This is a genomic window from Rhizobium sp. Root483D2 (assembly GCF_001426685.1).
GTDB classification, from domain to species: domain Bacteria; phylum Pseudomonadota; class Alphaproteobacteria; order Rhizobiales; family Rhizobiaceae; genus Pararhizobium; species Pararhizobium qamdonense.
The window spans coordinates 38,575-52,323 of sequence record NZ_LMFB01000013.1; the positions used below are offsets into that span (position 1 = coordinate 38,575).

The 13,749-nt window shown below is 60.6% G+C and carries 14 protein-coding genes; 1 reads left to right on the top strand and 13 read right to left on the bottom strand.

The genetic code is table 11. The annotated features are described in order from the left end of the window. Window positions 1–72 precede the first annotated feature (72 nt). Genes ASD32_RS11730 through yajC form a run of 4 tightly spaced genes read right to left on the bottom strand, consistent with a single transcriptional unit; the run spans window position 73 to window position 4,291 of the window. Window positions 73–942 (bottom strand): phytoene/squalene synthase family protein, encoded by an 870-nt coding sequence (locus ASD32_RS11730; RefSeq protein WP_060638231.1) that lies wholly within the window; start codon window positions 940–942, stop codon window positions 73–75. Between the two features lie 9 nt (window positions 943–951). Further along, entirely contained in the window at window positions 952–1,338 is a 387-nt protein-coding gene (locus ASD32_RS11735; protein ID WP_060638232.1) for an Mth938-like domain-containing protein, read from the bottom strand. Continuing rightward, window positions 1,339–3,897: a protein translocase subunit SecDF gene (gene secDF, locus ASD32_RS11740; protein WP_060638233.1), complete on the bottom strand. Its 2,559-nt coding sequence runs from the start codon at window positions 3,895–3,897 to the stop codon at window positions 1,339–1,341. Between the two features lie 58 nt (window positions 3,898–3,955). Next, window positions 3,956–4,291, bottom strand: coding sequence for a preprotein translocase subunit YajC (yajC, locus tag ASD32_RS11745; protein WP_060638234.1), 336 nt, complete (start codon window positions 4,289–4,291; stop codon window positions 3,956–3,958). 242 nt (window positions 4,292–4,533) lie between these two features. On the opposite strand from yajC, the gene ASD32_RS11750 reads away from it, so the two are divergent. Beyond that, window positions 4,534–5,406 carry an ATP-binding protein gene (locus ASD32_RS11750; RefSeq protein WP_060638235.1) on the top strand — a complete coding sequence of 291 codons (873 nt, stop codon included), beginning with the start codon at window positions 4,534–4,536 and terminating at the stop codon, window positions 5,404–5,406. Window positions 5,407–5,496: 90 nt separating this feature from the next. On the opposite strand, the gene ASD32_RS11755 is transcribed toward ASD32_RS11750, so the two are convergent. From ASD32_RS11755 to scpB, 9 genes are all read right to left on the bottom strand, one after another. Further along, window positions 5,497–7,026 carry a LysM peptidoglycan-binding domain-containing M23 family metallopeptidase gene (locus tag ASD32_RS11755; protein WP_060638236.1) on the bottom strand — a complete coding sequence of 510 codons (1,530 nt, stop codon included), beginning with the start codon at window positions 7,024–7,026 and terminating at the stop codon, window positions 5,497–5,499. A gap of 278 nt (window positions 7,027–7,304) precedes the next feature. After that, complete coding sequence (locus ASD32_RS11760; protein ID WP_060638237.1) at window positions 7,305–7,961, bottom strand: hypothetical protein; 657 nt, start codon at window positions 7,959–7,961, stop codon at window positions 7,305–7,307. Between the two features lie 301 nt (window positions 7,962–8,262). Further along, entirely contained in the window at window positions 8,263–8,916 is a 654-nt protein-coding gene (locus ASD32_RS11765) for a protein-L-isoaspartate(D-aspartate) O-methyltransferase (RefSeq protein ID WP_060638238.1), read from the bottom strand. Further along, on the bottom strand, window positions 8,913–9,683 hold the full coding sequence (gene surE, locus ASD32_RS11770; protein ID WP_060638239.1) for a 5'/3'-nucleotidase SurE: 771 nt from the start codon (window positions 9,681–9,683) through the stop codon (window positions 8,913–8,915). The genes ASD32_RS11765 and surE overlap by 4 nt, the downstream gene beginning before the upstream one ends. 25 nt (window positions 9,684–9,708) lie before the next feature. Further along, the gene (gene serS / locus ASD32_RS11775) at window positions 9,709–10,992 is read right to left on the bottom strand and encodes a serine--tRNA ligase (RefSeq protein WP_060638240.1); all 1,284 of its coding nucleotides are present in this window, start codon (window positions 10,990–10,992) and stop codon (window positions 9,709–9,711) included. 67 nt (window positions 10,993–11,059) lie between these two features. Beyond that, entirely contained in the window at window positions 11,060–11,878 is an 819-nt protein-coding gene (gene tatC / locus ASD32_RS11780; protein ID WP_060638241.1) for a twin-arginine translocase subunit TatC, read from the bottom strand. After that, complete coding sequence (gene tatB, locus ASD32_RS11785; protein ID WP_060638242.1) at window positions 11,875–12,513, bottom strand: Sec-independent protein translocase protein TatB; 639 nt, start codon at window positions 12,511–12,513, stop codon at window positions 11,875–11,877. Before tatB ends, tatC begins: the two co-directional genes overlap by 4 nt. A gap of 72 nt (window positions 12,514–12,585) precedes the next feature. Beyond that, on the bottom strand, window positions 12,586–12,792 hold the full coding sequence (locus tag ASD32_RS11790) for a twin-arginine translocase TatA/TatE family subunit (RefSeq protein WP_060638243.1): 207 nt from the start codon (window positions 12,790–12,792) through the stop codon (window positions 12,586–12,588). Window positions 12,793–13,028: 236 nt separating this feature from the next. Then, window positions 13,029–13,730 (bottom strand): SMC-Scp complex subunit ScpB, encoded by a 702-nt coding sequence (gene scpB, locus ASD32_RS11795; RefSeq protein WP_060638398.1) that lies wholly within the window; start codon window positions 13,728–13,730, stop codon window positions 13,029–13,031. Between the last annotated feature and the right edge of the window lie 19 nt (window positions 13,731–13,749).

Genomic DNA, 13,749 nt, shown 5'->3' on the forward strand with positions numbered 1-13,749 from the left:
AAGAGCTGATCCTAGAGCCTTCGTACGATAAATGCGCCTCATTGATCGTACGAGGCTCTAAGACCAGCACTTCTACCATCTGCCGCTTCGGGCCGCTTTCCACATCCACCATTGGCGGCGCCACTGTGGCGGCACGATCGACTGATCAAAGAGCTTTGCGCCAGCCCGTTCGGCACTATCGAAGACAGGCTCTGCCAGCGCCACTGCGGTGAACGCGGAGCGGTTCATGTGCGAAATGGAACCGGCTGCTGCCCTGGCCTTTGCCAGGTGCTCGCGGCCGAGACCGGCAAAGGCGCGGATTGCTGAGGTTACCGACTGTTCGTTGCCGCCCGTCAGGAAACCATCGCGGTCCAGCCCGGTCGCGGCCAGAAGCTCCGCCGGAAAATAGACCTGACCACGGCGGCGATGCAACGGCAGGAGCAGAAGCAGACCGGCAATTGTCTGGGCAACGCCGGCGTGCCCGGCCGCTGAAGCAGAATTCTGCGCATGTGAAGGATCGAGAATCAGGCTGGACAGCTGAATGAGCGCTGAGGCCGTTTCCCCCGCATAGCCTTCGAGCGAGGCGCGGCTTTCCATCGGATCATCATAGAGATCGAAGATGCGGGCATCGATCATGTCGGTGAGGACATTGACCGGCAGATTGTGAGCCTTGACGCAGTCCATGAGCGCCTCCGCGAGCGGATTGCCCTCGCCGCTTGTGCCGGTCGGATCCTCAAGCACGTCGCGCCACCATTGCAGCCGGATTTCGCCGGGCAAGGGTTCACGCACAAGGTCGCGCACGCGGGCAATCTCTGCGTGAAACGCATAGAGCGCGGAAAGCGGTCCGCGTTTATCTGGCGGTGAAAGCAGGCAGGCGAGATAACGGTCGCGGTCACTGTCGCGCAGCGCGGCCAGGCTGAAATCGTAGACGGGCGGCGCAACAGGCGTGGTATTTTCCGGCATGGGCATCGTTCAAAGGACAGTGAGAGCGGCGGCGACGGCGCGGCCTTCGGCAAGCATGATATTATACGTGCGGATGGCGGCGCCCGTGCTCATCGGATCGGATGAAATCCCGTGTTCCTTGAACTTCGTTTTCAAGGCGGCGGGCAATGGTCGGATATCCTTGCCGGTCCCCACCAGAATAACCTCGATATCGGCCGCTTCCTCGAAAACCCGCTGGAAATTTTCCGGCGTCAAGGGATCGCCTTCCACCATGTCCCAGCCATAGATACCCGAAGGCAGCATCAGCAGTGAACCGCGATGGGACATTTCCGCAAAACGGAAGCCGCCATTGCCATAACTGTCGATCGGCGCCCGGCCCGGAAAATGGGCCTGGCGAATTTCAATGGGCTTGCGCATTTACTGCACTCCCCTGGCCGTCTGCACGCCGATCCCGCCGGCTTTTTCGGCGTCACCGGGCGTGCCCTGCCCGAGCTTGAAGAGAATGAGGACCGGGCCCGCCACATAGATCGACGAGAAGGTGCCGACAGCGACGCCGAACAGCATGACGAATGCAAAGGCCTGGATCGCCTCGCCGCCGAAGATGCACAACGCTGCCAGCGCCAGCATCGTCGTGGCGCCGGTGAGCACGGTGCGCGACAGGGTCTGGTTGATCGACGTATCGATCAGGATCGGCAGCGGCATGCGCGGATATCGCCTCAGATTCTCGCGGACACGGTCGTAGACGACGACGGTATCGTTGAGCGAATAGCCGACAATGGTCAAAAGCGCGGCGATGCTCGTCAGATTGAACTCCATGCCGGTCACGACGAACAGGCCGATGGTCAACAGCACATCGTGCAGCGTGGCGACGATGGCGCCCGCAGCGAACTGCCATTTGAACCGCACCCAGATGTAGATCAGGATCGCCAGAAGCGACACCAGCACGCCGATCGTGGCAGCGGTGGTGAGATCGGCCGATACCGACGGCCCGACAACTTCGACGCGGCGGAACTCGTATTGATCCTCAAGCTCGCCGCGGATCATGATCACCGATGTCTGCTCGGCATTTTCGCCGCCGTCGCGCGAATGCACCCGCACGACCACGTCCTGCGGCGAACCGAACGGCCTGACCGTGACATCGCCGATATTCAGTTCATAAAGGCGGCCGCGAATATCCTCGATATCGGCATTGCCCTCGCGCGCCTTCAGCTCGATCACCGAACCGCCGGAAAAATCGATGCCGAGATTGATGCCGAGCGCGCCGAACAGCAGCATGCTGATGACGGATAAAATTGCGGTCAGCGAAAAGACATAGTTGCGGATCGCCATGAAGCGGAAGGCGGCACCATCGAATATGCCGGTGCGGATGCCATCCGGCAGGGCCGTCGGGCGGCGGCGATCGACCCAGATTTCGAGCATCACACGCGTCAGCGTAAACGCGGTGAACAGCGTGGTGACGATACCGATGGCAAGCGTGACGGCAAAGCCGCGGACTGAGCCGGTTCCGAGAAACAGCAGGATGATAGCGGCGATCAGGGTGGTGATATTAGCGTCGACGATGGCCGCAAAGGCGCGCGAGAAGCCATATTGCAAAGCGTCCCGCACCGAGCGGCCCTGGCGGACCTCCTCGCGGATACGCTCATAGATAAGCACGTTCGAATCGACCGCCATGCCAATGGTCAACACGATCCCGGCAATGCCCGGCAGCGTCAAAGGCAGACCGGTCGCCGTCAGAACCGCAATGATCATCACGACGTTGAGCGTGACTGCAAGGCTCGCAACCGCGCCGAATAATCCGTAGAAACCAACCATGAAGGCAATGACGAGGACGGCGCCGATGGCGCCGGCTGTCATGATCGAGTGGATCGAATCAGCGCCGCGTCCGGCCCCGATGGACCGTTCCTCGACAACGGTCAGCGGCGTCGGCAAGGCGCCGGCGCGCAACAGAAGCGCCAGATCGTCAGCGCCTTCCGTGCTCATATCCGCAGCAAGCTGGATCGTACCGTCGGTAATCGCCTTGCGCACCAGTGGCGCCGCAATGACCGCGCCATCGAGAACGATCGCGATCGTCGTGCCGGAACTATCGGCCGTCGCCTGCGCAAGCCGCGTCGTGCCATCCGGACCAAGCCGCAGGTTGACGACGGGATTTCCCGACTGGGCATTGACCGCCGACCGGGCATCGGTGATGTCATTGTTATCGATGATAGGCTGACGGCGCAACAGATAGCCGATCGGCGGATCATCGGCCGAATAGAGAATTTCAGAATTGACCGGCGGTTGGCCGTTGACCGCGTCCTGCACCGGCATCGACATATCGATGCTGCGAAAGGACAGAGCCCCCGCCTGGCCGAGAATGAATTTGACCTGCTCGGGATCATAGCGCCCGGGGATCTGGACGATGATCCGGTCGCCACCCTGCCTGCGGATTTTCGGCTGCAGGGAGCCGAGTTCCGTCAAACGGCTGTGCAGAACCGCGATCGCGCTATCGGCCGTTGCCGCGATCCTGTGGTTGATGCCCTCGTCGGTGATGGCAATCGAGAGCGTTCCGTCCGGCGACGGGTTGATGGTCACTTCGGTGAAGTCGGACTTGGTCAGGCCGGCAGCCTTGACCAGATCGGTCAGAGGCTTGAGGGCCGCGCGCGCCGCATCAGCCTGGGCGGGGTCGCGAAGGCGAAGCTGGATTGCCTGGCCTGTTCCCGAAAGCCCGGAATAGCCTATGCCGGCAGCGCGAAGGCGCGTGCCGACATCGTTGATCACAGCTTCGAGCCGCGCCTTGACGACATCGTCCCGTTCGATCTTCAGCGTGATCTGCGATCCGCCCTGAAGATCGAGGCCGAGCATCATCTGCTTCTTGGGAAGCCAGTCCGGCAGGCTGGCCAGCGTCGCGGTTGGTACCGCGTTGGGCACAGCCACCAGAATGCTGAACAGCACGACGAGCCAGACGATGATGGTTTTCCAGCGGGAAAAATACGGCATGAAGCTCTCGAAGGTATGTCGTTACAAGGTGGCCAGTGTGCCCGGCCCCCCTGCAAGCTTATTCCTTGACAGGTTCGCCCTTCACACGGACTTCGGATACACCACTGCGTACCACACGAATCTTCACGCCGTCAGCAATTTCGACTTCAAGTTCACTGTCATCGACGACCTTCGTCACCTTGCCGAGAATTCCGCCACCGGTCACGATCTGGTCGCCACGGCGGATGTTCTTCAACAGTTCTTCGCGGCGCTTCATATTGGCGCGCTGCGGACGGATGATCAGGAAGTACATCACGACGAAGATCAGCAGGAACGGCAGGATCGACATGAGAATATCAGCGCCGCCAGCGCTTGCGCCGGGTGCCGTCTGGGCGAATGCCTCGGTAATGAACATCAATCACTCCTTGAATGCAGTTTGGCGGACGGATGCCCGCGTTTCGGATCGCCGGACTATAGGAAAGGCTGATTTCAATGCAACAACAGACCAACCGGCTTCTGTCTTCAGCCTCATACATGAAATCGGCCTCAGGAGAAGCCCTTTCTACTGGATTTCACGCCTTTTACCGTTAGATCAGCCATGCTACCGGACAGTTCGGCCCCACAGCCAAAACCACAGTCATTCTTGGGGAAGTTCACATGCAGGATACGAAAATCGACCTTTTGATCGCCGAGATGCGCAAGCTGTCTGATGCAATCGAGCGGATCGCCGGTCCCGCCCCTGCCGTCAACGACTGGGACGCCGCCGAATGCTTCGTCTGGTCCCCCCAGCGCCTGCATCTCCAGCCGGTCGTCAAGCCGAACCGCGTCGAACTCAAGCTCATTCAAAGCGTCGATCATGTCCGCGATATCCTGTTCGACAATACGCTCAGATTTGCGCAGGGTTTTCCGGCCAACAACGTGCTGCTCTGGGGCGCGCGCGGCATGGGTAAATCGTCGCTGGTCAAGGCGGTCCATGCCAGCGTTGCGGCGGATGCCGGCGTGCGGTTGAAACTGGTCGAGGTGCATCGCGAGGATATCGCGACGCTGCCCACCCTGATGGAGATCCTCAAAGCCGCACCGGTTCCGGTCATCGTCTTTTGCGACGACCTGTCCTTCGATCACGATGACACGTCCTACAAGTCGCTGAAAGCGGTTCTCGATGGTGGCATCGAGGGCCGTCCGGCCAATGTTCTGCTCTATGCGACCTCCAACCGGCGCCATCTCTTGCCGCGTCACATGATGGAAAACGAGCAGTCGACCGCCATCAATCCCTCCGAGGCCGTCGAAGAAAAAGTGTCGCTGTCGGACCGTTTCGGGCTCTGGCTCGGGTTCTACAAGTGCAGCCAGGACGATTATCTGGCGATGATCGACGGTTATGCCGCTCATTTCGGGCTGGAGACCGATCCCAAACAGCTGCATGCGGATGCATTGGAATGGAGCACGACACGCGGCGCGCGCTCCGGCCGCGTCGCCTGGCAATTCATCCAGGACCTCGCCGGGCGCGCGCAGAAGAAGATCGATCTGGTCTAAAGCGCTTCATCGTCAGCCGGAAGCGCGCCAAAACGCAGAGAAGCCCCGAAACGGGGCTTTTCCTGTGCTGATTAATGGCGCCAGGAGCGGCTATTCGAGGAAGGTCGCCGGGTTGACCGCAGCGGCGTTCTTGCGCACTTCGAAGTGAACCTGCGGCTGCGTTGCCGTGCCGCTCATGCCGGATGCAGCCAGCGTCTGGCCGCGCTGGATCTTCTGGCCGCGCTGAACTTTCAGCTCAGACGCATTGCCATAGACCGTGACCGTGCCGTCGTCGTGGCGAACCAGGACAGCGTTGCCGAGTTCCTTCAGGCTGCTGCCGGAATAGATGACCACGCCATTTTCGGCTGCCTTGATCGGCGTTCCCTCTGGAACCGAGATGTTGATGCCGTCATTGCGGTTGCCTTCGACATTGGCACCATAGCCGGCGATGACAGCGCCACGCACCGGCCAGCGGTATTTGCTGATCCCGGTTGCCTTCGGCGACGCCTCGGTCGTGTCCTCCTTCGAGGCGACCTCCGTCACCGACTGCTTGGCGACCGGCGCGGTGTATTCGGCAGGCTTGCCACTTTCCGCCTTGGCAACCTTCGCCTCGGCCTTCTTCGGAACCGAAGCCGTGACGACCTGATCGGCGCCTGCGGCACTGCCGCCGGGGATTTTCAGCGTCTGGCCGATACGGATTGCAGCACTGGTCAGGCCGTTTTCCTTGCGCAGGGCATCGACCGACACGTTGTTTGCCTTGGCGATCCGGTTGATGGAATCACCCGCCTTGACGGTGTAGGTGCCGCTCTGCCCGTTGCCGTCGCCCGAAACCGGCTGCTTGCCGGCAGCCATGTCGGTACGGTTGACGCCCTTTTCGCGGGATTGGGACTGTCCGGGAAGGATGGCCACATCGCGGCTGTCGGGCTGGACCGGAATGTTCTTCTGCTTGTCGACATCGAGGCTGGCGGCGGCATCCGATGCGGACGCCTTGGCAGCACTGCTGGCAACGCCGAAGGTCGGGATCAGAATGCGCTGGCCGGGCTCAGCCTGCGACGAGGATGTCAGGCCGTTCGCCTTCAGGATTTCCTTTTCCGGCACACCGAACCGCTTGGAAAGCGTGGCGACCGTATCGCCCTGGCGAAGCAGGACAGCCGGAGCATTTGCCGTGGACCAGCCACCCTTGGATGTCGTCGCTGTCGTGACTGGATCGGCATTGAGCTTCCGCTCAGCCTTCGCCGTTTCGCGGGCCGATGGGAAAGGCTGCTGCAGCGAGGTATCGCGCGCCTTTGCGGTGGGCTCGGTAAGAACGCCGCGCTGGACGTTGATCGGTGTAGAGGCTTCACGAGCCCGCGAAACCGGCATCGATGCCGTGTTCACCGGATCAGGGAACGGCTGATCGACGGCATCCTGACGATTGTTCGCCGCCGGCGCCATCGCCATGCCGCCACCCTGCACATCGTTGCGCGGAACCGGCACATTGTTATTGGGAACGGAGCTGGTCGTTAGATTATCGGACTTCGAAAAAAGCCCGCCAAAGCGGCTCGCATCGGAGCTGCATCCTGTCGCGGCACTTGCCAGCAAGACCGCTGCAAGCAGGCGAACAGCGGATTTTCCCACAATCGACGAAACTCTCATACGCATGACACTTTACCCACTTGGAACACAACTCGGTGTAAAATGATTAAAACGCATTAGAGTTACCGCGCAGTTAAAACGGCCCCCGGCACCCATATTTTTTGATGAATTGATAACCATGATCGCCGCAGCCGGCTGAACCAAGCCTGGCTTGCCCGGCGAAATGCCCATGCGGACGAGCCACGGACAGGCGCTGACGCCTTATGATCAAAGGGCTTCCGTCTTAACCGGCGCCCGGCCCCGAGAGCGCAGGAAACTTTGCATTTGCGTTTTTTATACGGGGATCAGAAATTTTCGCGGTAGAATTTTTCTATCCCGGAGACGGGACTACGGGTCTGCGTGACATCCTCGTAGCTGATGGTGCCGGTGTCCCAGCCGAACATGTCGCCGGTGACCATGCCGGCGGTCGGCTGCGTCGAAGTCAGTTCGGACTGTACCTTGTCCGTGTCCAGAAGAACGCTGACCAGCGTCTGGAATGCCGCTGCGCCATCGATGCCACTTTCGTCATTATAGGCGACGGAGCGGGCGCCGGCGATGGCCGCATCCCTTGTGCCGAAATAGCGAAGGCTGTTTTGATCTTCCGGCCGAAGGTTGTCGTAATATTCGATGAAGGCGCGGTAATAGGCTTTGTGATCGCCTGTTTCGCTATATTTGCCGAAAGCCTGGTATTCGCGTGCGGCAAGCTGCGGTGAGAGCTGGTTGCTCCACTCGTCCCGCGTCAGTGGCGGATATTTTTCCTGAACCCGCTTGGTGCGGCCGAGGAACAGCAGTGCTTCCGCCGAAAGCGAGACACGCGAAGAAGGATCATAGCCGCCCACTGGCAAGACTGCTGCGCCGCCGTCCTCCCGGTTGCCCGATGCGCCCGGCGCGCCTGCGCGGCCGGCAAGATTGTTCAGGCCGTCGCCGGTGGCTGCCGAGGTCAATCTGTTCGCGATCTGCATCTGCCGTCTCCTGCGTTTTGACGCCCGGACCGGAACTGACATATACGCTTCCGCTCAGAGGTCAGCTCATCGGTATGACTATGGCGTACAGACTTCGGTTAGGCCCCGAAGCTTGCGCGAAACTGACCAAAGTTAACGGAGGATTAACGCTCTGTTTCTGCAGGAATAAATCACCGGATAAGCAGCCGTGAGCGCGCGCAAATTTCCGCTTTGCCCGGAAGACGAAGGAATCGGCCTGCATTCAAGGCGATTGCCCGAAGCTTCCCGGACGCTCGTCATGCCAAAGGCAGGATATCTGAACTTACAGGAATGAAGCGACTTGCGGCACGAAGGGCAGGTAAGGCGCCTCGAACAGGTCCTCGCGGTCGAAGCGGCTGCCGGTGCGCGTCAACCGGACGATCCGGCATTCTGTTTCGCTCATCATGATCGGCACGATGAGAATGCCGCCCGAAACGAGGTGATCGGAAAACACCCGCGGCAGGCTGGAGAAGGCGGTGGTCACCAGGATGCGGTCGAAGGTCCCCTCGCCCGTCGGGCCGATGCTGCCGTCGGCGTGACGGACGATGACGTTGCGGATGCCTGCTTTTTCGAGGTTGCGCTGGGCGCCCGTCGCCAGTGTCTTGTAGCGCTCGATCGTCAGCACGCGCTCTGCCATCCGCCCCATGACGCCGGCCGTAAATCCGCTGCCGGTGCCGACTTCAAGCACGCGCTGGCCGGATTTGACATTGAGGCAATGCAACAGCCGCACGGCAAAATCGAAGCCTTCCATGAACGACCCGCAATCGAGCGGTACCAGCCGCGAGGAATAGGCGTTTTCCTGATATTGCGGCGGCGTGAATATCGATCGCGGCGTCTGTTCGACGGCGTTGAGCAATTCCTTGCTGGAAATGCCTTCGGCCCGCAGGCGCAACACCAAGGCGGCAAATCCCTCCTGCTCGATGACGCGCGGGCTCAATCGGCCTCTCCGTCCAGAAGCGCGCGGGCGACCCGGTCCTGCACGGCATAATCCGTCAGGTCGAGCTTCAACGGCGTCACGGAGATCTTGTTTTCGCGGATGGCATGAATATCGGTCCCTGCCCGGAAATCGCCAAAGCGCTCGCCGAAACGCAGCCAGAAATACGGATGGCCGCGCCCGTCGGAACGCTCGTCGATCGTCAGGCCGAAATCGAGCTTGCCCTGGCAGGTCACTTCGGTGCCAGCAACCGCATCAGCGGCACAATTCGGGAAATTCAGGTTCAGGAATGTCCCATCGGGCAGATCCAGCGTCATTAGCTTTTTCAAAAGTTTTGGCGCATGGGTTTCCACGACATCCCAGGGAACGATGCCGCCGTCCGTATGGCGAAACGCCTGGCTCAACGCAAACGAACGGATACCCTGCAGCGTGCCTTCGATGGCACCGGCGATCGTCCCGGAATAGGTGACGTCATCGGCCATGTTGGCGCCGACATTGACGCCGGAGAAGATGAGGTCCGGCTTGATGTCGAGAACCTTGCGCACGCCCATAATGACGCAATCGGTCGGCGTGCCGCGCAGGGCAAAATGCTTTTCCGAAATCTGCCGCAGCCGCAGAGGCTCCGACAGGGTCAGCGAATGCGCAAGGCCGCTCTGGTCCGTTTCCGGCGCCACCACCCAGACGTCGTCGGAGAGCGTGCGGGCAATCCGCTCGAGAACGGCAAGGCCCTCGGCATGGATGCCATCGTCATTGGTCAGCAGAATTCGCATCTTAACCCCTGCCGCAAGACGCGGCTCAACCGGCCTTTTCGATCTTCGTGAGGCCGCCCATATAGGGCAACAATACCTCCGGGATGGTTACCGATCCGTCTTCATTCAGATAGTTTTCGATGACGGCGATCAGGGCGCGGCCGACGGCGGTGCCGGAGCCGTTCAGCGTATGAACGAACTTCAGCGCTTTGTCGTCCTTGACGCGGTAGCGCGCGTTCATGCGCCGCCCCTGGAAATCGCCGCAGACCGAGCAGGACGAAATTTCGCGGTAGGCATCCTGTCCCGGCAGCCAGACTTCCAGATCATAGGTCTTGCGGGCGCCGAAACCCATGTCGCCCGTGCAGAGCGTCATGACGCGGTAATGCAGGCCGAGGCGTTTCAGGACTTCCTCGGCGCAGGCCGTCATCCGCTCATGCTCATCGATCGAGCTTTCCGCGTCGGTGATCGACACAAGTTCCACCTTGTTGAACTGATGCTGGCGCAGCATGCCGCGCGTGTCGCGGCCAGCCGAGCCGGCCTCGGACCGGAAGCATGGCGTCAGCGCCGTAAAGCGCAGCGGCAGCGTGTCGGCCTCAAGGATCTGCTCGCGCACCATATTGGTCAGCGGCACCTCGGCTGTCGGGATCAGCCAGCGGCCATCGGTGGTCTTGAACAGGTCCTCGGCAAATTTCGGAAGCTGGCCGGTGCCATACATGGCTTCATCCCGCGTCATCAGCGGCGGCTGGACTTCGAGATAGCCGTGCTCGCTCGTGTGCAGGTCGAGCATGAACTGCCCAAGCGCCCGCTCGAGGCGCGCCAGCTGGCCCTTGACGATGGTGAAGCGCGAACCGGCAATCTTGGCAGCGCCCTCGAAATCGAGCCAGCCAAGGTCCTCGCCAATTTCGAAATGTTCCTTCGGCGTGTGGTTCCAGCCCGGCTTCTGGCCAGAGGTATGCTTGACCACGTTGCCATGCTCGTCGCTGCCGACTGGCACATCGTCGAGGGGAATGTTGGGAATGCTGGACAAGGCCTCGATGAGGGCGGCGTCCGTCAGCCGGTTTTCCTCTTCCAGCGCCGGCATCGTGGTCTTCAACTCGGCCACTTCTGCCTTCAGCGTGTCGGCAAGCGCGCCATTCTTCTGCGCCATCGCAGCGCCGATCTCCTTGGAGGCGGCATTGCGGCGCGACTGCATGTCCTGCAGCGACTGGACCAGGGAACGGCGCTTTTCATCGAGTGAAATCAGTGCGGCCGACAGGGGCTCTGCGCCGCGCTTTGCCAATGCGGCGTCCAGGGCTTCGGCATTGTCCCTAATCCATTTGATATCAAGCATGGTCGTTCAGGTCCTGATCGGTCTTGGTAAAACTGTGACCCGAACGCCTCGGCTGATACTTCTGGTATCAGCCAGCGTTTTCCTCCGCCTCGGCAAGCTCACGCGCAGCAGCGTCGCGCGCCCGTTGCCGCTCGATGAGTCGGGCCGTGTAGATGGAAATCTCGTAGAGAAGGATGGCTGGCAGGGCAAGGCCGATCTGGGAAACCGGATCCGGCGGCGTGAGGATTGCCGCAGCGATAAAGGCGATGACGATGGCGTATTTTCGCTTTTCCTTCAGGCCATCAGCCGTCACGAAACCAACGCGCGCCAGAAGCGTGGTGATGACAGGCAGCTGAAACACCAGGCCGAATGCGAAGATCAGCGACATGATCAGGCTGAGATATTCGGAGACTTTGGGCAGAAGCTGGATCGACACCTGCCCGTTGCTGCCATCCTGTTGCATGGCCAGGAAGAACCACATGACCATCGGCGTGAAGAAGAAATAGACAAGGCAGCCGCCCATGATGAACAGCAGCGGCGATGCGATCAAAAACGGCAGGAAGGCCGCGCGCTCGTTCTTGTAGAGCCCCGGCGCCACGAACTTGTAGACCTGCGAGGCAATCACCGGAAACGCGATCACCAGCGCGCTGAACATCGCCACCTTGATCTGGGTGAAGAAAAATTCCTGCGGCGCCGTGTAGATCAGCTCGACCGAACCATGATTGAGCCCTGCCCAGTCAACGGCCCATTTGAAAGGCTGGACCAGGATATTGAAGATGCCCTTGGCAAAATAGAAGCAGACGAGAAACGCGACGAAAAATGCGCCGACCGCCCACATCAGGCGGGCGCGCAGTTCGATCAGGTGCGCCATCAGCGGCTGGGGCTTGTCTTCGATATCGCCGCTCATGCGTCACCTTTTTTCTTCGTCGCCGTCTTGGCAGCAGGCTTGCTCACAGCCGGTTTCACATCGCTGGCAAGAACCGCTTTCGCCCGCTTTGCCGGTGCTTTGGCAACCGGCGCAACAACGGCAGCGGCGTCAGCAGCCACAATCTTCGGCTTGGAAACACGCTTGACCTTCGGCTTTTCAGCCTCTGCTGCCCGGTTCAGCTGCTTGGCTGCGGAAGCGACAGCGGCGGCGGCAACCGGATCGACTTTCGGTTGTTCTGCGGGAACGACGGCATCGGCGGAAACCTCAGCTGCAGCCGGCACATCCGGTTGCGCCGCCGGCTTGCTCTCGGCGGCCGTTGCCTTTTGCAGATCGGCCTTGATCTCGTTGCCCATCTGCCGCAGCGGGTTCATCGCCTCGCGGATGGTGTGGGCCGGATTGAGCTTTTGAGCGTCACTCAACGTCTTTCGCACGTCGTCGAGATCGGCCTCCTTGAGCGCTTCATCGAACTGCTGGCGGAAATCATTCGCCATGCCGCGCATCTTCGTCATCATCTTGCCGAAGGTTCGTAACATGGGCGGAAGGTCTTTCGGCCCCACCACGATGATCAGGACGATCGCGATAACGACAAGCTCGGTCCAGCCGACATCAAGCATTCTCAGGAACTCCACAAAACCGAAGGCGACAGGGCCCGCCCTTAAAGGTCAGGCCCTGAACAAAATGCATGATCAGCGGACTTCGTCGGATTTGTGTTCGACAGTCTTGCCATCGACGCCCTTTTCGGCAGCCGCCGCTTCGTCGTCCGTCATGCCCTTCTTGAAGCTCTTGATGCCCTTGGCAACGTCGCCCATCAGTTCGGGGATCTTGCCACGGCCGAACAGCAGCAGAACCACGACGAGAACAATCAGCCAATGCCAAATACTAAAGGAACCCATATTCTTACTCCCTTGAAGCCTGTAACCCCGATTTAAGATGTTCAACCATCTTTTTCAAACAGCAATTCATTTCGCTGGTTAGCGGAAAGGTGCGCGTCGCGCAATCCTTACAGCGAGACTGAGGCGGCGATAGAGCCAACTGCCGGAATATCGAAGCTTTCCAGCGCATTTTACCGTATGCTCACGGGGACGTGACCGGAAAACGGTGGAAAGAGCGGGATCAGAACACGGCGCTATCAGCCGTCCCCGCCCGATGGCGGCAAAAGCCCGAGTTCTTCCAGATCGAGCTGCGTGATCGGATCCTCGTCATCGCCAAAACCATCATCTCCCAGCGGAACCGGGATCTGGAAATTCGCAGGAATACGGCCGGATAGCAGGCCGGCCCCCTTCAACTCCTCAAGACCAGGAAGATCGCGCAGTTCCTCCAGGCCGAAATGGTCGAGGAAATCGCGCGTGCTGCCGAATGTCACCGGCCGCCCTGGTGTGCGGCGCCTTCCGCGAAAGCGGATCCATCCGGCTTCCATCAGCACGTCCAGCGTGCCCTTGGAGGTCTGAACACCGCGAATATCCTCGATTTCGGCCCGCGTCACCGGCTGATGATAGGCGATGATCGCCAGAACCTCGAGGGCTGCGCGCGAGAGCTTGCGCACCTCGTTTTCGTCCGCCTGCACCACGAAGGAGAGATCTGCGGCCGTGCGGAACGCCCAGTAATCGGCGACCTGAACCAGGTTGACGCCACGGCCGGCATAGATGGATTTGAGCCGCATCATGATACGCCTGACGTCTGCGCCTTGCGGCAGGCGGGCGGCAATATAGCCTTCGGAGACCGGCTGGGCCGAGGCAAAGACCAGGGCTTCGGCAATGCGCTCGGCTTCGAGTTCGATGCGCGGATCAAGCGTCATCTGGGCTGAACCGCCGTCCTCTTCGTTTTCGACCATTTCCGGCAGGCGCTCTTGC